Here is a 22,343-nt window from a genome sequence, read left to right as displayed (position 1 = left end):
GCCGACTCACCCACGCCCTCCTCTGCACCTTCCCGCCGTCATAGCGGTACTTTTGTCCGCTATGACGCCCAACCCAAACCCTCCCCCGCACGTTCCCGCCGCCATAGCGGTACTTTTGTCCGCTATGACGCCCAACCCAAACCCTCCCCCGCACGTTCCCGCCGTCGTAACCCTGCGGTTGAAGTGAAGTCCTGTTCATGCCTTCAACGCCCTTGTCCGACAAGGGTTTTATCAGCTCAACCAAATGGTGTGCTAAAATCGTATTAGCAACTTTGAATTGATTCGTAAGGAGCGTTTTATTTGGTAGACGTACAAGGAAAGTGGGCTCTTATCACAGGCGCGAGCCGAGGCGTCGGTTATCAGACCGCCAAATTCATGGCGGAGCAAGGATGTAATTTGATCCTTCACAGCCGTTCTTTGGAACATACGGCCAATTTGGAACAAGAAGTGAAAGCGCTTGGAGTCGAGGCTTATTCGGTTCAGGCAGAACTCGGGAATCATCAAGAAGTCCTCGCCATGCTGGACGAAATTGAGGCCAAAGGCACACAAGTCGATATCGTTTTCAACAACGCCGCGGTCCAGATTGCCTATCGCACGAACTATTGGAATACACCTGTGGAAGATTTCGAAGCGAGTTTCCGGATCAACTTTATCTCGGCAGTCACCATTTGCAATCGGTTGATCCCGAAGATGATCGAACGTGGCTTTGGGCGTGTCATCAACACCACAAGCGGTATCAAAAACGAACCAGAGCAGGCCGGCTACGCAGCCAGCAAAGCCGCACTGGACAAATTCACGAAAGACCTCGCGTCCCGCCTTGAAGGGACGAACGTCATGATCAATTTGACAGATCCAGGATGGTGCCGGACCGATCTCGGCGGACCGAACGCGCCGAACGCCGTCGAAACCGTTATTCCTGGGATTTGTGTCGGAGCGTTCGTCGACGACAAAAAGAGCGGCAGATTCCTCCACGCGCAAGCGTTCACTGGCATGTCGCTGGAAGAGGCCGTCGCCAAAGCGGAAACGATGGAAGCGACACCGTACACCATCTGAGAGCGTCCTCATCCACCAGAGTGATCGAACGGCGTTCGCCGGGCTCCGTTCGCTCGGCTCCATTCGCCTGGCTGGTCGACAAACGACGCTGCCCCGGCGGAGGCAGCGTCGTTGACGTTCAGCCCCTTGTGTCTGGGCCACACGCCTCGTCAGACGCGAGACGCAGCGAATGGATTCCCGAGCAAGCCGAAGTGCACAAGCGCGTGGACGATGCCGCCGTCATCCACGTCTTTGGTCACGTACCGGGCGTGCGACTTCACGGCTGGCGAGGCATTGCCCATGGCGATCCCCATGCCGACGAACGTCAACATCTCCACGTCGTTTTGGCCGTCGCCAAAGGCCATCGCGCGCTCTTTGTCGATTCCGAGCTCGCGCAGCATCGCCTCGATCCCGCCCGCCTTTGACACGTCCTTTGGAAAAATATCGAGGTAATAACGATGCGGACGAATGAACCGCAGCGCGTCGGCAAAGCGTTCCGCGAACGGCGCTTCATCGCCCTCGTCGCAGTACAGGTACATTTGGTAGATGTCGTGGTGTTTCCACCCGTCGGGATCGAAATCCGGTTTCGTTGGGATGTCCAAATAGTCAAATGCTTCGTTGACATACGCGTGATTTTCGCGATTGGCATAACACGCCTCGCTGCCGGCAAAGACCACCGGATAACCAGCCGCATCGGCCATCTTGACAAACGACTCCAGAAGTTCCTTGGCGATGGGGCGCCCGAATACTGGTTTGCCTTGATATTGCGCGTAGCCGCCGTTCAGGCAAACATACGAGTCAATGCCGAACTCCTGCGCCACGTGGGCGAACTGGCTTGGGGCTCGGCCCGTCGCGATCGCGACGATCGTTCCGGAATCCTGCAACGCCTTCACGGCTTGTTTCGTGTCTGAAGGTATGCGCTTTTCTTCATCGATCAGTGTTCCGTCAATGTCAAAAAATACGATGTCGTATCCCACGAAGGGTTCTCTCCTATCTCCTGCTCCTAGCTGTGTCTCTATCGCAATGCCGTTCACAACCACTTTTCCATGAAGATCAACTCATCTACCGAAAAGCCGAGCCACTTGTAGAAATCGACGACCCATCCGCGCCATCCATCGTAGCAGCCCATGACCGAACCGACAACCTTCCCATCGGATTGCGCGACGAGAAACAAATCGGGATCGCGCTGCAGCCGTTTCGACAACCCCTCGGACGTGTCGGTCCGGCCGAGCGACAATCCGGCGTCCCGCCATAGTTGGAATACTGCATCAGTATCTGACAAAGAGAAAGTTCTTATCATCCCACGAATCTCCTAGGCTTCACCGATCATCCGTTTGCCAGTTCAGCGAGTCGAGCGTTGGGATTGTTCGTGTAGACGCCGCCGTGATAACAGATCACCGTCGAAATATCGTACTCCGTGAATTTTTTCAACGATCTCAGTGCCATTTCCATGTCGGGCGTCGCCTGCGGATTGGGTCCCAGTAATTCTCCGTTGGCTGCCACAAGCGCGTCTCCCGTGATCAACGTCTTGCTCGGTTGATGGTACAGGCTGACGTGGCCAGGTGTGTGGCCGGGTGTGAAAATGACTGAGATCCCGCCGCAGTACGGCAGCACTTCGCCGTCGCCGATGGTCCGATCCACCTTCGCCGTGATCGGCGTACCAAACATCGCCTGGACTTTTTGACGCGCATCCTCCGGAAGCGATTCAAGCATCTTGGCCACGCGCTCCGGCGTCATCTTCAACGACGGCTTGTCCCCTTCGATATACGGCTTGTCCTCGGCATGCGCAAGCACTTCCACCGGTTTCGTCGCAGATTTCAGGATCTCTGGAAGACTGCCAATATGGTCGATATCCTGATGCGTCAAAATCACCTTTGTCAAGGCGTCGATGGACACGCCCGCTTGGGACATGGCTGCGGCGATGTCTTCACGTTGGCCGGGAATGCCGGTGTCAACGAGGATGACCTCTTGTTCGTCCCAAAGCAAGGTCGGATGAATCACACTGGCTTGACCCATCATATTCATCGTTAATTCGAGAACCTCTACTCCATTGGCAATCTTCATAGACCGCAAAGCCCATCTATTGAGCTTTACTCCACCTCCCTTATCTTGTATAACCATTCTAAAGCCGAAACGTTAAGCAGTTCAATATTTGAGCAAATTGGATGGTAAACAGAGAAGGGGCAAGCCGAATGAATTCCAACACCCAGTCACTGACAGAACGTTTCGACGCCACGCTCGTTCTCGTCATTCAAAATTTGGGCCCACACCTGATGCGACGCTTGAAAAACGAACTCACGCCCAGTCAAGTATTTCTGCTGCATCTTGTGAAGAAGGAAGGCAAATGCCCAATTTCGCGGCTCGCAGACAAAATGGAAGTCGCCCGGAGCTCCATCACGCTCATGTTGGACAGATTGGAAGGCCACGGTTTCGTCGTGCGGGAACGAGATGCGGAGGATCGAAGAGTCGTCACGGTCGAATTGACGCCGGCCGGAGAAAATGCCTTGGAGAACGTGTTGGCCATCCGCAAACGCGTGATTGAGCACTGCTTGAAACAGTTCTCTGAGAAGGAACTCGAAGGACTGCTGGGCGGGCTCGACAAACTCGCTTCCATCGCGGCATCGATGGACATCCAACGGGTGATCGAATCGCCGGAATGATTCGCTTTGCGGCGTTCGCCTCCATTTGTACAACCGCCACGAGGGCGCGAGGCTCGCCGCTGAATCACTGAAAATAGACGGACACGTTGACGGAGAGGTCGCCTAAAGCGACCTCATTACGTGCGGCGCATGTAGGCGCGCACGGTCAGCGGCGCAAAGATAGCTACGACGACAGCCGCGCCCATCAGTGATATTGCAAAGTCACTGCCAATTGTACCCGAATTTGCGAGATTTCGAACCGCGGTGACCAAATGGGAGATGGGGTTGATGTGAACAAACCACTGCAGCCACTTCGGCATCGTTTGCGCGGGCACAAAGGCGTTGGACAAGAACGTGAGCGGGAAGAGAATGATCATCGAAATCCCTTGCACGCTGGATGCCGTGCGGGCAATCACCCCGAAGAACGCGAAGATCCAACTCATCGCCCACGAGCAAACAATCACCAGAATGCCGGCGATCGCGACGTGATCCAGATGGCCAGCAGGTCGATACCCCATGACATAGCCCATGGCGAACGTGAGCACGGTTGCAATCGTATAGCGAATCGTGTCTGCCAACAGCGCGCCTGCCAAAGGTGCGATGCGGGCAATGGGAAGCGATTTGAATCGATCGAACACGCCCTTGTCCATATCTTCACGCAGTTGCACACCCGTGACAACGGACGTCGTGATCACCGTTTGCACCAGGATACCAGGAATGATGACTGGCAGATAACTCTGCACACTGCCCGAGATGGCTCCGCCGAAAATGTAGGTGAACATCAGTGTGAAGATGATGGGCTGGAACGTGACGTCAAACAGCTGCTCAGGCGTGCGCCGAATTTTCAAGAGGCCGCGATAAGCCATGGTGAACGAGTTCCGCAACGATTGCCCGAAACTGGTGTGACGTTTCAAATTGCGCTGAGAGACTGGTGTGATGGTGGACATGCTCATGAGATGGCTGCCTCCTTCCCGTCAAGGGCCCCCGACTCATCGGTGGAATCGTGATCGACGCCGTGTCCGGTAATCGTGAGAAACACTTCATCCAGCGTCGGCTTCTGTACACTCATCTCGGTCAACCGAATGCCCGATTCGCGCAGGGCTATCAGGAGATCCGTCACTTTATCCGCGTCCAACATCGGCGCAGTGACCTTGCCCGCCTCGGGCGACACGACCGCCTGCACGCCAAGCACGCGATCCACCGTGCGGCGCACCTCGTCGATGTGTTCTCGTTGCTCGGGGCGCAGGTGCAACGACGACGTGCCGATGGACGCTTTCAATTCGTCGACGGTGCCTTCTGCGACGACGCGGCCGTGATCGATCACGGCGATTCGATCCGCCAACTGATCCGCCTCGTCCAGATATTGCGTCGTCAGCAGTACAGTGGAGCCCGTCTTCACCAGACGCCGGATCGTATCCCACATTTGGGCCCGCGTGCGGGGATCCAGTCCGGTCGTCGGTTCATCCAGGAAGATAAGCGGCGGTTGAGCGATCAAACTCGCAGCCAAATCCAGTCTCCGGCGCATGCCTCCTGAAAATTTCTTCAGAGGCCGTTTTGCCGCTTCGGTAAGGCCGAATTCCTCCAGCAATTCCACAGCCTTGCGCCGTGCGTCGGATCGGCTGAGTCCAAGCAGCCTCGAAAAAATGATCAAATTCTCCATGGCGCTCAGCGTCTCGTCGACCGAGGCATACTGCCCCGTCACGCCAATCAACTGGCGCACAATATGTGGATCCTTCACGACATCGTACCCGAAGATTTTGGCCGATCCGGCATCTGGCCGCAACAGCGTCGCCAGCATGCTGATGGTCGTCGTCTTGCCGGCGCCATTCGGTCCCAATACGCCATATACGGAACCTGCTTCAACGCGCAGATCCACGCCATCGACCGCGCGGTGTTGGCCAAATATTTTCACCAGTCCGTGCGCTTCGACGGCCAGGTTTTGGAGATTCGCGTTCGCGTTCCCCGGGTTGCGCTCTTCCATGTTCTCTCCTCCTCGCATAAATCTTGCCACGTAGAACAGTAATCCTCGTTTATGAACGTGAGATGAACGAAGATCGCCGCACGCGAATTCCCATGAAAAAACCGCTCTCCATGGAGCGGTTCTCATTCGAATTCATCGAGCTTCTTTTCAATTTCTTCGTCCGTCAAATCAAATTTGGCAGACAACTCGCGGGCGCGTTGACGCTGCTCGTAATAATACTTCCGAAGCTCGTCGCGCGACGGCTTGCGGCGTTTTTGGGCGTCGCGGTTGCACCCGCGAAACAACAGGAAACTCAACGCGCTCGTGCCGAGCAGCATCAAAATGCTTGTAAGCGGACTGCCGAATCCAAATCCGAAGATCATGCGCATCCTTCCTCCGATTCAAATCCAGCCTCACGGCTTTACGCAGTGACACTCTTGGCGTGTGCGCGGCGAGGTTTCCAGACTCGAACATACTGTGCTCCGAAGTAGGAACCTACGACGAGCACGAACGCAATCACCTGCGAAACAAGACTCTGCACGTTGTTGAACAACGAGAACCACAGTCCCGCCCATGCAGGAATGTGAAGGTTCAGCGGCGTTGTCGGCATCCATCCGGCAAGCTGCATCTCCTGCACCTGCTCGCCGACCATCACCAGCAGGACCGCGCCGAGCATGACTCCCGTCAGAACGAGCATCTTCTTGTACGGCAGTTTGCGATGCGCGAAGAACGCAAGGACCGCGACCATCATCGTCAGAACCAAGCCAATGGCTGAGCCAATCACGACGACGCCAGACCCGACCTGCATCCGAGTGTTTTGCAGAAACAGCACAACCTCAAAACCTTCTCGGTATACCGAACTGAAACCAAGAATCAAGAGACCGCGATAGGCGAGCGATCTCGCCCCTCCCTCGCCGTTGTCCGAAGTCTCCAGGGTGTCGATAATCTCGCGCTTCTTCTTGTTGTGCATGCTGATCCATCCAGTCCAGTATATCCGATGGAAGAACCAATTCATCACGATCAAGAGCACGACGATGGCGAGCAATCCGGTGCCAGCCTGGATGGAGAGCTCAGGCGCAGTTTGCCCGACCAGCGAAATGATGCCAACGACGATGAACCATGTCACAAGCGTCGCCCCAAACGCTAATCCGGCACCTCCAGAAATGGGCTTCCAGTACCCTTTCCCGGTGCGGACGAGGCTCGCCGTGATCGCCGACAGCACGAGAATCGTTTCCAGGCCTTCGCGAAAGACGAGAATACCGGTATCGACAATTGCCGCTCCACGTCCGATGTTATGCTGCGTCGGATCCGGATTGCCGCCAGCGGCGAAGCCTTGCCAAACCAGTATGCCGATCACGATGACGCCCATGATACCCAATGCGATTCTCTTCGCACTCCATCTCGCTATGGACACGATGGTTCCTCCCAACTGTTCTATCGATAGTGAGCCGATGGTGAATCATCTCGTCTCTGAAATCCTGACTAACGCAGTCATGTTTCCAATCGATATTCTACAGTTAGGAGCATCTAACATCAAGTGTTAGATTGATATTCGTTCACATACTGCTGCAAGGCGGCCTTCAGATCTTGTCCAATCTGGGCGTACGCCTCGTCGTCCAAGTTGGCCAGCGAAACGCGGATCGACCATGTCGGACCGTGAAAGCCACCGCCATTGAGCAGAACGATCCCTGAGTTTTCGGCCAGGCGGAAGAGGATGTCAATCGGCTCGTAATGGCTCTTCATGTACTCCGTGAACGCTGCGCCATACGTCTGGGTGGTCCAGTTTTCGAGATCGATGTCGGTGTAATAATCCGCGTCGTTCGGCAAATTCGGCAATGGCAAGCCCAACCCGTCATACAGCAAGGTCATTCGGCGGTGGCAGATGTCCTTGGTCTTCCGTTTGTAGACATCGTGTTCGTCGAGCAGCGCGAATGCGCAGAACAAGGCCATTTGCACCTGCTGCGGCGTCGACAGTCCAGCCGTGTGATTGAGCGCGACCTGGCGGCTGTCGGCAACGATTCGATCGATCATCGACAACTTCCCGGGCTCCCGCGTCATCGACGCGTAACGCTTGGAAAGCGCCTGCTGGCGTTCGTCCGGCAGTTCCTTGAGCAACTCGTTAAACACGTTGTCTCTCGCCAACGCGATGACACCAAGACGCCACCCGGTGACGCCGAAATACTTGGAAAACGAGTACACGCCGATCGTGTTGCGCGGCAAATCCGCCATCAGAGAACGGAATCCATCGACAAATGTGCTATACACGTCGTCGCTGATAATCATCAAGTGCGGATTGTGGTTCTGGACGATATCGACCAGCTTGTTCACCGAATTGGCGTCCAACGCCACCGACGGGGGGTTGCTGGGATTGACGAGGAACAGCGCTTTGACCGCCGGGTCCGCGAGTTTTTCCAGTTCCTCAGGAGGATATTGCCACGTGTGTTCGCCGCGATCGTTGACAGCCGACGCTCGAATCTCCACGACGTCAAACGCGTATCGATCAAGCTCCGGAATCTCCACGTACGGCGGGAAAATCGGCACCATGATGGCCACTTTGTCGCCCCGCTTGAGAAGCTCGTTGGCCGATAGCGAGTCGAATATGTAGCACATGGCCGCCGTCGCGCCTTCGACGGCGAACAAATCAAACTCGGCGAGACGCTCGTCCCCTTGGCACAACTCCTTGAGAATAAAATCATGAACGACGCTTTCCATGTGCGTCAGCATGCGATCCGGCATCGGATAGTTGTCTCCGATGATCCCGTCAACCAACTCGTACACCCATTCGTCCTCGTCAAATCCTTGCGCGGTTACGCCGTAATCGACAATGCGCTTGAGCAAGTCGACGCCGGGCGTGGACGCGTGATCGGCCGTAAAAGCACGGAACCGCTGCGCGATGCCTGGCATGCGCGGCTTGCCGGCGAGATCGCCATCGTCCCAAACCCGGCGGCTCTCCTGCACAGCGAACTGGCCCAACGCGAAGAACGCCTCGCGCGGTGCGGCGGCAATCCAGTTGGGATTCCCGCGGCCTGCGTCCAGCAGCGCCCGATTGCTCTTCTTCTGATATTCATCCGCCAACCGAAGCAATTCGTTCTTAAGCTCAAACGGGCTGATCGCCTCGAAACTGCGTTCCATTTTGCGCCGTTCGCGAAGATCGAAGTCTGTCTTTCCCATCCTTGCACCTCGTCATTTGGATTGATGGCTGTCTGGGGACGCTGGCCCGGCCCGGTATGGATATACCGTTTTGCGGCAGGGCACACCAAAATAGGCTGCCAAACGGCACAAGGAAGTATGCCTCCATCTGGAAGTGCCTCCATGCCGTCTGGCAGCCTGGGGAACAAACTATCGTCGAGAGAACCTCGCTCAAACCATACGCGGGATTTCCGTTACATCGTCAGGACAGCCCGGAATCGGACGTCCGCGGACATCATCTTGTCAAACGCCTCTTGGGCCTTCTCCAGTGGAAATGTCTCGATCATCGGCCGCACATCGGTCAACACGCTGAACGCGATGGTCGCTTCCGAGTCTGCGGCGGGCCCTGCCGTCCATCCGCGGATGGCGCGTTTGCCGCCGAGCAGATCGGCGGCGCTTAGATCGAGCGGATCGCCGGAACCGGCCACGACAACCATTTCGCCGCCGTACGCGAGCCCGTCGAACAACTGCTTGATGGCCGTCGAGTTGGGCGCCGTGGCGATGGCCACCTTGGCTCCTCCCAGGGATTTCAGCACCGCGCCGACGTCTTCCGTTTTCGCATCGATGTACACGTGCGCGCCGAGCTGCTTCGCCAAAGCCTCTTTGTCACGCCCGCGGGAGACCGCGACGGTCCGGTAGCCAGACTTGCGAGCGTACTGCACTGCAAGGTGGCCCAATCCACCGATCCCGCCGATGGCAACCACGTCCCCAGGCTTCGCCTGAGATGATCTCAGCGCGGTGAACACCGTGTTGCCAGCACACATCAGCGGAGCCACTTCGACCGGGCTCAATCCATCTGGCACGCGCGCCAGGCCGTCCACGTTGGCAATCATATACTCCGCGTAGCCACCGTCGTATGTAAGGCCCGTCACTTCACCGTGACCGCCAGCCCAGCCGACACCGACCCGCGTTCCGACGTCCCAACCTTGGACGTCTGCGCCGAGTTTGTCGATCACGCCAATCACTTCGTGCCCTGGCACTCTGGGATAGCGCATGTTCGGATGATGCCCCTCCAAGGCCACCACCTCGCCGTGGCAGACGCCGCAGGCTTCCACGCGAATCCGGACCTGGTTGGCCTCAGGTTCCGGGATGGGTATCTCCACCAATCGAAGCGGACCGCCCCGATCTACAATCTGAACTGCTCTCATGGTCGACACCGCCATGCCTCCTCTCGAAATCACTCAACCCTATTCTGCCCTTCCGAGAGGCCCATCTCAAGTTCGTCCAAGTACCTTGGCGAGCCGGGATCGAACGAGCGGTCAACGACGCACCACAATCGCCAGAAAGTAGTTCATACTGTCGATCAACGCTTCCCAGCTTGCCTCGATCACGTTCTCCGAAACGCCAATGGTTCGCCACACGGCCTGCCCATCTGTGGATTCAATCAGGACGCGCACCTTGGCGGCCGTCGCGTCTTTTTCGTCCAGCACGCGAACTTTGTAATCGGTCAAATGCATGGCCGCGATTTCCGGGCGGAACGGCTGCAGCGCCTTGCGCAACACGCCGTCGAGCGCGTTGACCGGGCCGTTCCCTTCGCATACCGTCAACACCGTCTCGTTGCCAATCGATATCTTCACGATGGCCTGCGATGTCACTTCGTCATCCGTCTGCACGTCGGTATCGACACGGACCGAGTGAACTTCAAACGGCGGATCGAACGCGCCCAAACTGCGCCGGAACAGGAGTTCCTGCGACGCTTCGGCACCTTCGAATTGATAGCCGGCGTACTCAAGTTCCTTGATGTGATTGAGAAGTTTGCGCAATTCCTCGGTACGTCCTTCAACCGAAATGCCGAACGATTCAGCCTGACTCTGCAGATTCGACAGACCCGACAACTCGGACACCAGAACCCGCCGTTCGTTGCCGACCAGTTCAGGACGAATGTGCTCGTACGTCTCAGGATTTCTGGCGATGGCGCTGACGTGGATACCGCCTTTGTGGGCAAAGGCGCTGTGCCCGACAAACGGCTGATACGAATGCGACACCAGATTGGCCACTTCCCCGACGAACCGGGCTGTGGACGTCAACAGCCGAAGATGATCGGGGCTGGGCAGACAGGATACGTTCATCTTCAATTCGAGGTTCGGGATGATGGACGCCAGATTGGCGTTGCCACAGCGTTCGCCGATCCCGTTGATGGTTCCATGCACCATCGTCGCCCCCGCCTGCACCGCGGCCAAGGTATTGGCGACGGCGAGTTCGCCGTCGTTGTGCGTATGAATGCCCACGGCGACCGGAATCGTCCGACGCACTTCACTGACAATCGCGTGAATTTCGTTCGGCAGTGTGCCGCCGTTTGTATCGCACAACGCAACCCAGTCGACACCGGCCTCCGCCGCTGCGGTGAGCGTCGCCAAAGCGTAGTCCCGATTGCGTTTATAGCCATCAAAGAAGTGCTCTGCGTCAAAGATCACTTCGCGGTTGTTCTGCTTCAAAAAGGCGATTGTGTCCCGAATCATCTGTAAATTTGTCTCAAGCGGAATCCTCAGGGCTTCGTGGACATGGAAATCCCATGCCTTGCCGACAATGGCGACGGCCGGCGTGTTGGCCGCAATCAACGCCTTGAGACCTTCGTCGGTCTCTGCCGAAGCGTTTGGCCTGCGTGTGAAACCGAAAGCCGTCATCTTGGCGTGCTTCAGCTTCATCCGTTCGTTGACCGTGCGGAAAAAATCCTGATCCTTCGGGTTCGCGCCTGGAAATCCACCTTCAATGTACGCAATACCTAGGTCATCCAGCTTCTGCGCGATTTCCAACTTGTCCGCCACGGTTAGGCTGATGCCTTCACCCTGGGTTCCATCGCGTAGTGTGGTGTCCAGCAAATAGACCTTTGCCATGCGCTCATCCCCTATATCGTCTAACTATTCGAAATATAACTATGAAGGGTTTGGCGCCAATTGTCCAGTCTTGACGACAGTGTTCGTCTGATTTCCCGAGTTGTCTGATATAATTTGGAGTGAATAGTGCAATGAGGAGGCTGGACGCATGATCGCTCGTCACGTCGCGGATACGGTAACACTGAACAACGGGATCGAAATGCCTTGGTTTGGGCTTGGCGTCTACAAAGCGCAAGCCGGCGCGGAAGTGGAGCAAGCGATTCAATACGCCTTGGACGCGGGCTACCGCCATATCGACACGGCTGCCCTGTACGCGAACGAGGAAAGTGTCGGCGCGGCCATCAAGGCGTCAGGGATACCTCGCGAGTCGATTTTCGTCACCACGAAGGTATGGAACACGGATCAGGGGTACGACTCGACCCTGCAGGCCTTCGAAACGAGCCTGCGAAAACTGGACATGGAATACGTGGATCTCTATCTCGTCCATTGGCCCATCAAGGGCAAGTACAAAGACACCTGGCGTGCCTTGGAGCAGATCTACAAGGATGGGCGCGCCAAAGCGATCGGCGTGAGCAACTTCAACATCCACCATCTCAACGATCTGATGATGGATTCCGAGATTGTCCCGAGCGTCAACCAGGTGGAGTACCATCCGTTTTTGACGCAAGAGGATTTGCACGAGTTCTGCAAGCAGCACAACATCCAGTTGGAGGCATGGAGTCCTCTGATGCGGGGCGATCTCAACCACCCAACGCTCGTGGAACTGGCGAACAAGTACGGGAAAACAGTGGCACAAATTGTTCTGCGCTGGGATTTGCAAAACGAGGTGATTACCATTCCAAAGTCGGTGCATCAGGCGCGGATTATCGAGAACGCCCAAATTTTCGATTTTGAGCTCAGTTCAGAGGACATGCGGCTCATCAGCAGCCTCAACCGCAATCATCGGTATGGTCCCGACCCCGACACGTTCTAGAGAGCAATGTAACCTGAGTTGATCCGTCATTGGGGGCGATCCACCCTGTCAACGTTCACATTTACGCCCACATTCATCCACCCGTTCTTCTTCGGGTGGATGACCGGGATGTTTTACGGATTCCTATCCGGTCTGCTTGGCTTCGGTTTGCTGATGTACTTGCTTATCGCGACGGCGTTCTTTTGCATGTTCCGCAAAGCCCATGCGCCGCTTCCGTGGCTTGCTTATGTTCCAATTCTTCAGGCATATCCGTTTTTTCGAACAATCCGGGTCAGCCAGCTCAATTTCCTATGGTACCTGCTCCCGGCCTTTTCCGCGATGAGCGTACTCGCCTTTCACATCGTCGGCGCCGTGCTCAGCGCTGTAGCGACAGTGATTTACATCATCGTCGCGATCCGCTGGCTGTATCTTCTGCTCAAATCGTTCGGCGTGTCCCCCGTCTACCTGTTTGGACTCTTCGGACTCCTGATTCCAGGCTTGTCGTTCTTGACGGACGTGGGTCTCGTCGTCCTGCTGTGCATCATGGGCTTTCACCCGAACATCCGATATCGGTATCCGGATTGGCCAGGTCCACCCTACCACAATCGTCGAGATCCGGACGATCAGTTTTGGTTTTAGCCATCTTTGATTTTAGCCATCGCCAGAGCCAGGTACGACCGCACAAAGCGCCTCCCCGCAGAATTTCTGCAGAGAGGCCTTTGTTTGTAATCTCTTGTCATCACCTGCGGGCAACGTCCCCGCAAGACATCTCGTCAACAGCGGTTACTTGAGCGGTTCGACCTCGAATCCAGCCTGTTTCCACGCGGCCGTTCCGCCATCGATGAACGCCACGTCGGTGAAGCCCATCTGTTTCAAGATGTAGGCGCCGAGCGCAGCTTGTCCGCCCGCTCCGCAGGTCGTGATGATTGGCCGATTGCGATCCGCCAACCGCGGGTCGCGCAGGTTTTCCGGCAACTCCAAATCAGCGCGAATGGGCAGCATCCCGAGCGAAATGTTGACACCGCCCGGAATCAGTCCGCACGCGCCCGCGTCTGCGGCATCCTGAACGTCAATCACCAACGTCTCCGGCTTCGCGGCGATCCGTTCCTTGGCCTCGGCGGAGGTAATCCCAGGAACGTTCTCTCTCGCCTTCTGCACCATCTGCATAAAGGTCAAAGCCATGCTTCTGCCTCCTTTATATGTACATCTGTTCGATTCCATTATATAGGTTCGGGACTGCATTTCCCACTCGCCAAGGCTATACTAGAAATCGAAGAGAGGTGAGGCCTTTGACTCGTCATCCAATCTTGATTGTCGGAGCTGGATATGGTGGTATTTCGACTGCCCGTGAATTAGATAAACATCATGTCCCTTTTACGATCGTCAACAAGCATACCTATCATTATTTCAAGACGTTGCTGCACGAAGCTGCAGGCGGCAGGAACGACGTACAAACATACGCGATTGAGCTTACGGATGTTTTGCGCAAACCGACGAGCCAAATCGTCAAGGATACGGTCCATCGGATCGATTGGCGTGAACAAGTGGTTTACGGCGATCACGGAGAATATCCGTATGCACGCTTGGTGATCGCGCTCGGAAGCCAAACGTCGGACTTTTCCATCCCAGGCATCAAAGAGCACGCGTATTTTCTCAACTCGCTCGCATCGGCAAGGGATCTGCGGGAGCGAATCGACAGCCAACTCGCCTCGCTGCCCGAGCAGGCGCCATCCGCGCCGCTCGATATCGTGATCGGCGGAGGCGGATTGACAGGTGTCGAGCTGATTGGCGAATTGGCCGATTACGTCCCGCACTTCCTGCGCAGACATCACCTGGATCCGCATTGGGTAAGGCTCAGTTTGATTCACGCGCACGACGATCTGCTGCCGGACGTCGACCCACGTTTGCGGGCGGTCGCCAAGGAAAAATTGGTCCATCGAGGCGTCAACCTGATCCTCGGCCGACGCGTGATTGCAGCCGCGCAGGGCGAAGTGACGTTGTCCGACGGAAGCAAAGTCAAAGCGGACACGTTCGTCTGGACGGGCGGCATCGAGGCCCCGCCGCTGCTGCGGGAGAGTGGCTTTACTGTGGACGATCGCGGCCGCGTCCCGGTCGACGCCTATCTCCAAGTCAAAGGCGTTCCAAACGTGTTCGCCGTTGGCGATTGCGCCCGCTTTGAAACGCAGGACGGAGCCGTGCTCGCTCCAACCGGACAGGTGGCCGAGCAAATGGGGACGCACCTTGCGCACAATCTGCTCCGCCTCTTGGACAACGATACCATGGAGCCGTTTGTCTATCACGATCACGGTATGGTCGCATCGCTCGGTCCGACGTACGGTGTCGCCGAGATCGGCCGCCATCACGCCACTGGGCTCATGGCGTTGTTCTTGAAGGACGGATCGAAGATGAAATACCTGATGCATCTGGGTGGACCGCACGTTCTGTTGGAAAAGCGAAAACAGTGGATTGAGATTTAACCGAATCGATGCTGGGCAAAGTATCATGGCAGATGGAACATGTCGGCCATGATACTTTTTTCATGAGGAGACAGGCAAATGGATGCAGGAAGTGCGACATTCGACTGCGCGATCATCGGCGGCGGGATCTCGGGACTGCAAGGCGCCATTCAGTTAGGGAGATATGGGCATCGAGTCGGCGTGATCGACGGAGGAACTGGACGAAGCACGTTGTGCCAGTGCTATCACAACGTCCTCGGCTGGCCGGACGGAATCAGCGGTCCCAGTCTCCGGCAGCGCGGCAAGGAACACGCGCTTCGGCTAGGCGTGGAATTTATCGACGACTGGATTAGGGCGGTCGAACCGGCCGCGGAGGGGTTTACGCTGACGGGTCAGTCAGGCCACACGTACCAAACCAGGCGGCTGCTGTTGGCGACGGGCATCGTCGATACCATCCCAGAGATAGACGGCATCGTCCCTCGTCTTGGGCTGACCGTGTATGTGTGCCCAGATTGCGACGGCTATGAAGTGAAGGATAGGGAAACCATCGTGATGGGCGCGGGCAAAGCCGGTGTGAACATGGCAACGACGCTCACCTATTGGACCAGGCGTATCACCTATATCCACGACGATACTGAGCCATTTGACGACGAACACAAAGCGCAATTGGACAAACTGTCGATCCCGTACGTGGAAGCAAGAATCACGCGCGTGATATCCGACGACCCATCCAAGTTCGAAGGCGTCGAACTGGCGGACGGGCGCGTGATCCGTGGTGAGCGGGCGTTCATCGCATACGGAGGCAACTGGGTCAACTCCGACATCGTGAATTCACTGGGTGTGAAGTTGCATCACAACCATCACGTACTCGTCGATCCACGCACGAAGGCGACCTCAGTGAAATATCTGTGGGCGGCTGGCGACGTCGTCGCGCATTCCGAGCAAGTGACCATCGCGATGGGCGACGGATCGCAAGCAGCTATATGGATTCACAAGAGCCTCATGTCCCCGTCGACATTTCCCGAGAAATGGCCGGACCCTTCGACAGCAACAGCGCAGTCGTAGACGCCCGCCCCCGAACGAATCCGCGCGGCCAACTCACTCGGCTAGTCCACGTGGCCTCCCCAAAGCGTCGCGTGGCGTCCAAGCGGATTTCCGGACAAGTGAAGGATGTGGCTTCCTTCGCCTGCGTCCATGACGTTCGATCCACTTCCCCGCACAACAGCGAGTTGGCCGACCACGGCGGTTTGGCCCGCGATAATGACATGCCCGGCCAAAACATACAGGAGGTGAACGTCGGCAGCTTCAAGCACACAAGTCCCTGCGTCCGTGTACTTGAACTCGCGGACCTCGATGGAAGATTGGGTTTTCAACGCACCACGCCGTCCCGCGATATGTCGAACCAGCCCCCACGCTTCTCGCGAAACGGGAACGCGATCCCGAGCGCACCACGCCACATCTGGACGGGCTTCTTTCCAAGCGTCAGGAATGTCAAACCACATTTGAATCGCCCGGCATGTGGAATCAGCCGGCCACTCAGCGTGAGAAATTCCAGCGTTGGCCCGGAGCAAGTGAATATCCCCCGAACGCGCGACGAGATCCGTCCCAAGTTCATCGGTATGTCGAAGGCTACCGTCCAACACCAACGTGATCTTCTCGAAGCCGGAATGGGCGTGCATGGGAAATCCGGCTTGCTCCATCCGTAGATCGTCGAGCAGCAAAAACGGATCGACCGACGATTGATTCACGCTCGGAAACAAGCGATAGACGGCCACACCGAGGCGATCCGCCAATAATTCCCCATCCGTGACGACGGCGTGGCCCCGATCCGGCTCAGGCACCGACTTCATGACTGTCCCCCGCTCTCCATCGGCTGCCCCGCGCGATCCCGCGAATCCGCGCCATCAGGGACCGACTGCGTCGGCCTCCGTGCCAGACGTCCGAACGGCTCGGCCCATCCCCTGCAAGAAATCGAGCGCAAACGCCAAGCCGGCGTTTACATCCGGGTCTTTGAGCCGTCGCAACACATCGTACACCCCCAGATGCTGCTCGGGCGGCGCGGCTTCGGCCACTCTGTCGAGCCCTGCCGTAACGCCGTCGAGGGTCTTCAGCAATCCCACACTGTTCAACTTGCCCAAGGCCTGCACCGACTTAATCAGTGTTTCCAGGCTCGAGGTGACTTCCGGCTTGGCGAGGACGTCGACCACGTGGGCCAGCACGCCCTCCCCGCGTTGCAGCAAAGCCAACAGGATATCCAGCATCCCGCGGTCCTCCATCGCCTGGAGGACCTTCAGAGCCTGGATGATACCGTCCGCGTCATTCGATGCTTCGCGGCGCACTTCGCCAAGACGCGCTTCCTGCTTCTCTTCTTCTGTCACAGTCGGCCAAACGACAGTTTGTATCGATCTCGCCACGATTTCTCCTCCCTATCTTTCAGCTTCGATCCGTCACAAGCGGCCGATAGTCTTTGCGAGCCCACTTCATCTCGACGTTGACACCTGGCTGCGGGTTCGGGTGGCCGAGCCTGAAGTTGCCCTTCACGAACGGCGACTTGCCGGTGAATTCAAGCACTTCCATCTTCACACGCATTTCCTTGTACGCCGGTGTAAAGGTCGCTTTGTCGTGATGGCTGCTCGTCAGCAGATTCACTGCCTGCTCCGCCTTCGGCGAAAGCTGCGGAATGTAGATATGCTTGCCACTCACCCGATCCGTTACGACGACAGGCAGTTTCACCTTGCCATACGGGGAAATCAAACGCACCAACGTTCCATCTTGCAAACCGCGCTCCGCAGCCAGTTCCTTGGACACTTCGACGAACGTCTCCGGCACTTTTTCATGGATGCCTGGCACTCTGTTCGTCATATTGCCCTCGTGGAAGTGTTCGAGGATACGACCATTATTCAGTTCCAAATCATACTCGGCCTCAAGCGCGATGGGCGGCGTCCAATCGACCGGATAGAAACGGGCTCTTTTGTCTGGGAAGAAAAATCCGTCCTGGTACAAAAGCGGCGTATCCGTTCCATCTGCCGCAACGGGCCACTGCAAACTTTGATATCCTTCCAGTCGCTCATAGGTGGCGCCCTTCATCAGTTCTGTCAAGCTGCACGCTTCTTCAAAGATCTGGCGTGGCGACGTGTAATTCCAGTTCGCACCGAAGCGATTGGCGACGAGTTGAATGATTTGCCAATCCGGCTTCGAGTTGCCAAGCGGCGGCAACACCTGATACAACCGCTGAATCCGCCGCTCCGTATTGGTGAACGTGCCTTCCTTTTCAAGGCTTGGGCTCGCTGGCAGAATGACATCGGCAAACTCCGCAGTCTTGCTGAAAAACACGTCCTGTACGATGAAGAAATCGAGCTTCTCGAACGCCTGTTGGACGTAATTCGCATTGGAATCGACGACGGCCATATCTTCGCCAATCAGATACATGGCCTTCAACTTGCCCTCGTGAATCGCGTCCACCATCTGATGATTGTTCAGACCAGGGTTGGTCGGCAACGGCGTGCCCCACGCCTGCTCGTACTTGTTGCGGATCTCAGGATCGCTGACCAGTTCATAACCAGGAAGCATAGCCGGCGCACAGCCAAAATCACCAGCGCCCTGCACGTTGTTGTGTCCGCGCAACGGATACGCCCCTGTTCCTGGGCGCGCCACGTTCCCCGTCAGCAGCAACAAATTGCAGATGGCCGTCGAAGTGTCGGATCCGCCCAAGTGCTGCGTCACGCCCATCGCCCAGCAAATGCAGACGCGCTCTGCGTTCATGATCATCTCTGCGGTCTGAATCAACATTTCCTTCGAAAGTCCAGTCACTTCGCTTGTATAATCGAGCGTAAATTTCTCGAGCGAAGCTAGGAACTGATCGACGTTGTTGACATGCTCCTGCAGAAACTGCGCGTCGTGCTTGCCACAATCGACGATATACTTCGCGACGCCAGACAACCAGACGAGGTCCGTCCCCTGATTCGGGTGCAGGAACAAATCGGCACGCTCCGCCATGATATTTTTGCGAATGTCCGCGACGATCAGCTTCTGCCCGTACTTCTTCTGCGCTCTCCGCAAGCGCGTCGAGAGCACTGGATGCGCCTCTGCGGGATTGGCACCAACGATGATCACCAAATCGGCCTGCTCCAGATCCTTGATGGACCCGGTATCTCCGCCCAATCCCATCGTGCGCCTCAACGCTTCGGTAGCAGGGGCCTGACAGTAGCGTGAGCAATTGTCGATGTTGTTGGTGTGCATCACCGAACGAGCCAATTTCTGCATCAGATAATTCTCTTCGTTCGTGCATTTCGAAGACGCGATGTAGGCGATGGCGTCCGGGCCGTGTTCGTCGCGAATCTGACCCAACCGGGTCTCGATCACGTCGAGAGCTTCTTCCCACGATACCGGATAGAAGGCATCGCCGCGACGGACCAGCGGCTCGACAATCCGATCCGAACTATTGACGAAATCCCAGCCGAATTTGCCTTTGACACAAGTTGATATTTGGTTGGCCGGCGCTTCCATCTGAGGCTCGACCTTCAAAATTTTCCGATCCTTGGTCCACACATCGAACGAACAGCCCACGCCGCAGTATGTACAGACCGTTTTCGTCTTTTGAATCCTCGCCTCTCGCATTTCGGCCTCGATTTCGGAAATCGCGAAGATAGAGGAATACCCCGGTTCCACTTTCTTGGTGATATCAATCATTTTTCCAAGCGTATCTTCCTCGATCCCGGTCAAAAAGCCAGCTTCCCCGAGCATCGATTTTTCCATCAACGCGTTGCAAGGGCAGACCGTAACACAGTGGCCGCAAGATACGCAGGAGGATTCATTGATGGGAACATCGTTGTCCCAGATTACACGGGGATTTTCACGTGACCAGTCGATGGACAACACTTCGCTCACCTGGAGATTTTGGCATGCCTCGACGCATCGGCCGCACAGAATACATTGGTTCGGATCGTAGCGGTAAAACGGGTTGCTCATATCTTTCTCATACGGCTTCGGCTCAAATGGATACGCTTGATGGTCAATCTCCATCTGCATCGCCGTGTTGTGAATCGTGCAATTCCCGTTGTTGTTGTCGCATACCGTACAGTACAATTCATGATTCTTGAGAATCCGATCCATCGCTTCCTTACGCGCAAATCGAGCGGCGACCGTTTTCGTGTTGATCTTCATGCTCTCTTCGACAGGCAAGGAACATGCCCGAACAAGCGCACCGTTGACCTCGGCGATACAGGTGTCGCAGGTCTCAATAGGACCAAGTGCCGGGTGGTAACACACATGAGGATGCTCGACCCCCGCGCCAAGAATCGCTTGCAACACCGTCGTCCCCGGCTCAACGAGAACTTCGTGACCATTCAGTTCCACGTGCACATACTTGTCAGTCAATGGAATTTCCTCCCTTGCACCAAATGAACTAGGTGCGGTAGATTTGCCCTTCGTCTTCAGAGTCGGCCGTCAAGCCGACTCTGAAGATGAGGACAGTTTGGATTACGCCTCTTGTTTGTTCCCACGCAGATATACGACGTAGTACATGGTCGCCACGAACAACCAGCCACCGATCGCGTTGCCAATAAAGGCGCCGATCCACTCCACAATCGCTTTGCCCCAGGAAATGTCCGCGCCGACCCAAATCGCCGCCGGAATCACGAACATGTTTGCCACGACGTGCTGGAATCCGATAGCTACAAAGGCCATGATGGGGAACCAAATGGCAAACATTTTGCCGCCGATGGTCTTTGCGCCAGTTGCCATCCAAACCGCGAGACAGACCAGCCAGTTACAGCCGATAGCCGACAAGATGGTCGGACCGAAGGCTAGATTCGCTTTGTCCGTCGCGATCGAAATCACCGTCGTTTGGAAAGGGTCCTTCGTCAACAGGCTCGCGCCCACGCCGAACACCCCTGCTACGAAGATGGAACCGATGAAATTGCCAATCAGCACCCAGAACCAGTTGTAGATCAACCCACCGATTCCGATTCGCTTTTGGTGCAACGCCAGCGGAAGGCTCATCATGTTTCCCGTCAAGAGTTCACCGCCTGCAATCACCACAAGCATCAGTCCGACGGGAAACACGGCGCCTCCAATCAGGCTTTTCACAGAAGCGAGACTCGCCGGAATGCTGGCCGTGACACGAATGTCCAGAAGAAATCCGAGAGCGATAAACGCGCCTGCCAAAAAGCCGAGAATCAACAATTTGTACCAGGCCTGTTTCGCTTTGGACTCCCCCGCAATGGCCGTCTGCTGTGCAATTTCTGCTGGGGTTAAAAATCCGCTCATGAAAATTCCACCTTCCTGTGTATATTGCGCTTCTCGGTTCTTCCATAGCGTGCGCCATTTGTGGATATAAGATGAAAAAAGATGCCGTGCCCGCCCATCCACGTGATGTATCAGCGCCGAACAAAAAAGCACAACGCCCGTTCCTGCAAGTGACTGCATCAACGATGTTGTGCCATTGTGTCCGCCTACAACGCTATAGGCAAACCAATTATGCGCGAATTGTCGTAGAATCGTCACTTGACGACAAATGACGACTCCACGTGTTCCATTATACACTGGGAAGAAAACGAATTCATATCCTTTTTTTCCGCGAATCAAGCAATCGGTTTTTCGAAGATAAATACGGAAACACCCATATCCTCTTCCACTTTAAAGTCGGAAAACAGATGCACCATTTTGGAACCAATCAACTCTTCCATACCATCCGGAACGTGCGCCGCGTAAAGTGCCTGAATCATGCTGGTTCGGGCGGATCGAACAACTTCCGCCCCTTCCGGTGTGCGGCTGATAAATTTCTCGGTCGGAGTCAAGTTCCCCTGCAAGATGGAAATGGCCATGTTCTCGACGAACACAGTGTGGATACGCTCAGGCCCTTTCCCGAAACATTCCTTGCGAACACGACGTACAATCTCATTAAAAGCCTGTTCTTTGCTCTTGTTCACCATCTGCACCACGCTACGATTCGAAATCACCGGGATGGTAGGTCAACGTACGCGACGACACCAGTGTCAACGTACCGGTGTCGGAATCGTACCAAGGTTCCCGATCTCCTGTGTAAAACCATTGCTTCTCGATGGTTGCGCCATTCTCGTCATCGCGAAAGAGAAACACGTTCAGTTCTCGCCTCAGGCGCAGAATCTCGTCCAGGATCGGACCTGGTTCAATGTGGACATGGAAGACGTGGCCGGATCCGTCTGGAGACCACTCGTAGCTGACACCGTCACGCGCCGAATCAAGCAGCACCCGTGAACCGATACCGTGGTGAATACGCAGGCGTTCTTGCACAGGGAAGAC

At 56.1% G+C, this 22,343-nt stretch carries 24 protein-coding genes; 6 read left to right on the top strand and 18 right to left on the bottom strand.

Annotation, left to right across the window (positions count from 1 at the left end):
- Positions 1–199: hypothetical protein (locus AAC01S_RS19685; protein WP_217997813.1), on the bottom strand; the 199-nt coding region annotated here is incomplete at its 3' end.
- A 101-nt stretch (positions 200–300) separates the two neighbouring features.
- Here AAC01S_RS19685 and AAC01S_RS04060 point away from each other — a divergent pair.
- The gene (locus tag AAC01S_RS04060) at positions 301–1,053 is read left to right on the top strand and encodes an SDR family NAD(P)-dependent oxidoreductase (RefSeq protein WP_067619158.1); all 753 of its coding nucleotides are present in this window, start codon (positions 301–303) and stop codon (positions 1,051–1,053) included.
- 149 nt (positions 1,054–1,202) lie between these two features.
- On the opposite strand, the gene AAC01S_RS04055 is transcribed toward AAC01S_RS04060, so the two are convergent.
- The 3 genes from AAC01S_RS04055 to AAC01S_RS04045 are packed head-to-tail and all read right to left on the bottom strand — an operon-like array spanning position 1,203 to position 3,048.
- On the bottom strand, positions 1,203–2,009 hold the full coding sequence (locus AAC01S_RS04055; RefSeq protein WP_067619155.1) for a Cof-type HAD-IIB family hydrolase: 807 nt from the start codon (positions 2,007–2,009) through the stop codon (positions 1,203–1,205).
- 53 nt (positions 2,010–2,062) lie between these two features.
- Positions 2,063–2,332 (bottom strand): GNAT family N-acetyltransferase, encoded by a 270-nt coding sequence (locus AAC01S_RS04050; RefSeq protein ID WP_067619152.1) that lies wholly within the window; start codon positions 2,330–2,332, stop codon positions 2,063–2,065.
- A gap of 26 nt (positions 2,333–2,358) precedes the next feature.
- On the bottom strand, positions 2,359–3,048 hold the full coding sequence (locus tag AAC01S_RS04045; RefSeq protein WP_306307166.1) for an MBL fold metallo-hydrolase: 690 nt from the start codon (positions 3,046–3,048) through the stop codon (positions 2,359–2,361).
- A gap of 176 nt (positions 3,049–3,224) precedes the next feature.
- Between AAC01S_RS04045 and AAC01S_RS04040 the strand changes: the two genes are divergently transcribed.
- Positions 3,225–3,692 carry a MarR family winged helix-turn-helix transcriptional regulator gene (locus AAC01S_RS04040; RefSeq protein WP_067619146.1) on the top strand — a complete coding sequence of 156 codons (468 nt, stop codon included), beginning with the start codon at positions 3,225–3,227 and terminating at the stop codon, positions 3,690–3,692.
- A gap of 116 nt (positions 3,693–3,808) precedes the next feature.
- On the opposite strand, the gene AAC01S_RS04035 is transcribed toward AAC01S_RS04040, so the two are convergent.
- The 7 genes from AAC01S_RS04035 to cimA all read right to left on the bottom strand — a co-directional run bounded on the left by AAC01S_RS04035 (position 3,809) and on the right by cimA (position 11,654).
- Positions 3,809–4,624 (bottom strand): ABC transporter permease, encoded by an 816-nt coding sequence (locus tag AAC01S_RS04035; RefSeq protein WP_067619143.1) that lies wholly within the window; start codon positions 4,622–4,624, stop codon positions 3,809–3,811.
- A complete protein-coding gene (locus AAC01S_RS04030; RefSeq protein ID WP_067619140.1) occupies positions 4,621–5,652 on the bottom strand; it encodes an ATP-binding cassette domain-containing protein in 1,032 nt (343 codons plus the stop codon). The genes AAC01S_RS04035 and AAC01S_RS04030 overlap by 4 nt, the downstream gene beginning before the upstream one ends.
- Positions 5,653–5,774: 122 nt before the next feature.
- Positions 5,775–6,014, bottom strand: coding sequence for a hypothetical protein (locus AAC01S_RS04025; RefSeq protein WP_083511494.1), 240 nt, complete (start codon positions 6,012–6,014; stop codon positions 5,775–5,777).
- A 38-nt stretch (positions 6,015–6,052) separates the two neighbouring features.
- Positions 6,053–7,045: an FTR1 family iron permease gene (locus AAC01S_RS04020; protein ID WP_245630067.1), complete on the bottom strand. Its 993-nt coding sequence runs from the start codon at positions 7,043–7,045 to the stop codon at positions 6,053–6,055.
- A gap of 119 nt (positions 7,046–7,164) precedes the next feature.
- Positions 7,165–8,802, bottom strand: a complete 1,638-nt coding sequence (gene aspD / locus AAC01S_RS04015) for an aspartate 4-decarboxylase (RefSeq protein ID WP_067619135.1) — start codon at positions 8,800–8,802, stop codon at positions 7,165–7,167.
- A gap of 212 nt (positions 8,803–9,014) precedes the next feature.
- The gene (locus tag AAC01S_RS04010; protein ID WP_306307167.1) at positions 9,015–9,968 is read right to left on the bottom strand and encodes a zinc-binding dehydrogenase; all 954 of its coding nucleotides are present in this window, start codon (positions 9,966–9,968) and stop codon (positions 9,015–9,017) included.
- 111 nt (positions 9,969–10,079) lie between these two features.
- Positions 10,080–11,654 carry a citramalate synthase gene (gene cimA / locus AAC01S_RS04005; protein ID WP_067619128.1) on the bottom strand — a complete coding sequence of 525 codons (1,575 nt, stop codon included), beginning with the start codon at positions 11,652–11,654 and terminating at the stop codon, positions 10,080–10,082.
- A gap of 148 nt (positions 11,655–11,802) precedes the next feature.
- Here cimA and AAC01S_RS04000 point away from each other — a divergent pair, with 148 nt between their 5' ends.
- Positions 11,803–12,627, top strand: a complete 825-nt coding sequence (locus AAC01S_RS04000) for an aldo/keto reductase (protein WP_067619125.1) — start codon at positions 11,803–11,805, stop codon at positions 12,625–12,627.
- A 108-nt stretch (positions 12,628–12,735) separates the two neighbouring features.
- Entirely contained in the window at positions 12,736–13,245 is a 510-nt protein-coding gene (locus AAC01S_RS03995; RefSeq protein WP_067619124.1) for a hypothetical protein, read from the top strand.
- Between the two features lie 144 nt (positions 13,246–13,389).
- Here AAC01S_RS03995 and AAC01S_RS03990 read toward each other — a convergent pair whose 3' ends face one another.
- The gene (locus AAC01S_RS03990; RefSeq protein ID WP_067619121.1) at positions 13,390–13,788 is read right to left on the bottom strand and encodes a rhodanese-like domain-containing protein; all 399 of its coding nucleotides are present in this window, start codon (positions 13,786–13,788) and stop codon (positions 13,390–13,392) included.
- A 107-nt stretch (positions 13,789–13,895) separates the two neighbouring features.
- On the opposite strand from AAC01S_RS03990, the gene AAC01S_RS03985 reads away from it, so the two are divergent.
- Both AAC01S_RS03985 and AAC01S_RS03980 read left to right on the top strand, forming a co-directional pair.
- On the top strand, positions 13,896–15,083 hold the full coding sequence (locus AAC01S_RS03985) for an NAD(P)/FAD-dependent oxidoreductase (protein WP_245630066.1): 1,188 nt from the start codon (positions 13,896–13,898) through the stop codon (positions 15,081–15,083).
- Positions 15,084–15,161: 78 nt separating this feature from the next.
- Positions 15,162–16,127 carry an NAD(P)/FAD-dependent oxidoreductase gene (locus tag AAC01S_RS03980; RefSeq protein ID WP_067619118.1) on the top strand — a complete coding sequence of 322 codons (966 nt, stop codon included), beginning with the start codon at positions 15,162–15,164 and terminating at the stop codon, positions 16,125–16,127.
- A 41-nt stretch (positions 16,128–16,168) separates the two neighbouring features.
- Here AAC01S_RS03980 and AAC01S_RS03975 read toward each other — a convergent pair whose 3' ends face one another.
- From AAC01S_RS03975 to AAC01S_RS03950, 6 genes are all read right to left on the bottom strand, one after another.
- Positions 16,169–16,912: a pirin family protein gene (locus AAC01S_RS03975; protein WP_067619115.1), complete on the bottom strand. Its 744-nt coding sequence runs from the start codon at positions 16,910–16,912 to the stop codon at positions 16,169–16,171.
- Positions 16,913–16,966: 54 nt separating this feature from the next.
- Positions 16,967–17,476: a helical membrane plugin domain-containing protein gene (locus AAC01S_RS03970; RefSeq protein WP_067619112.1), complete on the bottom strand. Its 510-nt coding sequence runs from the start codon at positions 17,474–17,476 to the stop codon at positions 16,967–16,969.
- A gap of 19 nt (positions 17,477–17,495) precedes the next feature.
- On the bottom strand, positions 17,496–20,438 hold the full coding sequence (gene fdhF / locus AAC01S_RS03965) for a formate dehydrogenase subunit alpha (RefSeq protein ID WP_067619108.1): 2,943 nt from the start codon (positions 20,436–20,438) through the stop codon (positions 17,496–17,498).
- A gap of 102 nt (positions 20,439–20,540) precedes the next feature.
- Complete coding sequence (locus AAC01S_RS03960) at positions 20,541–21,329, bottom strand: formate/nitrite transporter family protein (protein WP_067619186.1); 789 nt, start codon at positions 21,327–21,329, stop codon at positions 20,541–20,543.
- 314 nt (positions 21,330–21,643) lie between these two features.
- A complete protein-coding gene (locus tag AAC01S_RS03955; RefSeq protein ID WP_067619183.1) occupies positions 21,644–21,994 on the bottom strand; it encodes a Na-translocating system protein MpsC family protein in 351 nt (116 codons plus the stop codon).
- 10 nt (positions 21,995–22,004) lie between these two features.
- Positions 22,005–22,334 (bottom strand): hypothetical protein, encoded by a 330-nt coding sequence (locus tag AAC01S_RS03950; RefSeq protein ID WP_067619106.1) that lies wholly within the window; start codon positions 22,332–22,334, stop codon positions 22,005–22,007.
- Positions 22,335–22,343 lie beyond the last annotated feature (9 nt).

Origin of the sequence: Alicyclobacillus acidiphilus NBRC 100859, assembly GCF_001544355.1 — a bacterium.
In the GTDB taxonomy this organism is placed as follows: domain Bacteria; phylum Bacillota; class Bacilli; order Alicyclobacillales; family Alicyclobacillaceae; genus Alicyclobacillus; species Alicyclobacillus acidiphilus.
Note: the sequence above shows the minus strand (reverse complement) of the source record. Positions and strands in the feature narration are given on the sequence as shown.

Coding starts and splice junctions, on each gene's coding strand:
- AAC01S_RS03975 (WP_067619115.1), bottom strand. CDS start 16,912: ATGAAGTCGGTGCCTGAGCCGGATCGGGGCCACGCCGTCGTCACGGAT.
- AAC01S_RS04045 (WP_306307166.1), bottom strand. CDS start 3,048: ATGGGTCAAGCCAGTGTGATTCATCCGACCTTGCTTTGGGACGAACAA.
- aspD (WP_067619135.1), bottom strand. CDS start 8,802: ATGGGAAAGACAGACTTCGATCTTCGCGAACGGCGCAAAATGGAACGC.
- AAC01S_RS03955 (WP_067619183.1), bottom strand. CDS start 21,994: ATGGTGAACAAGAGCAAAGAACAGGCTTTTAATGAGATTGTACGTCGT.
- AAC01S_RS04030 (WP_067619140.1), bottom strand. CDS start 5,652: ATGGAAGAGCGCAACCCGGGGAACGCGAACGCGAATCTCCAAAACCTG.
- AAC01S_RS04025 (WP_083511494.1), bottom strand. CDS start 6,014: ATGATCTTCGGATTTGGATTCGGCAGTCCGCTTACAAGCATTTTGATG.
- AAC01S_RS03990 (WP_067619121.1), bottom strand. CDS start 13,788: ATGGCTTTGACCTTTATGCAGATGGTGCAGAAGGCGAGAGAGAACGTT.
- AAC01S_RS04050 (WP_067619152.1), bottom strand. CDS start 2,332: ATGATAAGAACTTTCTCTTTGTCAGATACTGATGCAGTATTCCAACTA.
- AAC01S_RS03995 (WP_067619124.1), top strand. CDS start 12,736: ATGTTTTACGGATTCCTATCCGGTCTGCTTGGCTTCGGTTTGCTGATG.
- cimA (WP_067619128.1), bottom strand. CDS start 11,654: ATGGCAAAGGTCTATTTGCTGGACACCACACTACGCGATGGAACCCAG.
- AAC01S_RS04010 (WP_306307167.1), bottom strand. CDS start 9,968: ATGAGAGCAGTTCAGATTGTAGATCGGGGCGGTCCGCTTCGATTGGTG.
- AAC01S_RS04035 (WP_067619143.1), bottom strand. CDS start 4,624: ATGAGCATGTCCACCATCACACCAGTCTCTCAGCGCAATTTGAAACGT.
- AAC01S_RS03960 (WP_067619186.1), bottom strand. CDS start 21,329: ATGAGCGGATTTTTAACCCCAGCAGAAATTGCACAGCAGACGGCCATT.
- AAC01S_RS04000 (WP_067619125.1), top strand. CDS start 11,803: ATGATCGCTCGTCACGTCGCGGATACGGTAACACTGAACAACGGGATC.
- AAC01S_RS03980 (WP_067619118.1), top strand. CDS start 15,162: ATGGATGCAGGAAGTGCGACATTCGACTGCGCGATCATCGGCGGCGGG.
- AAC01S_RS04040 (WP_067619146.1), top strand. CDS start 3,225: ATGAATTCCAACACCCAGTCACTGACAGAACGTTTCGACGCCACGCTC.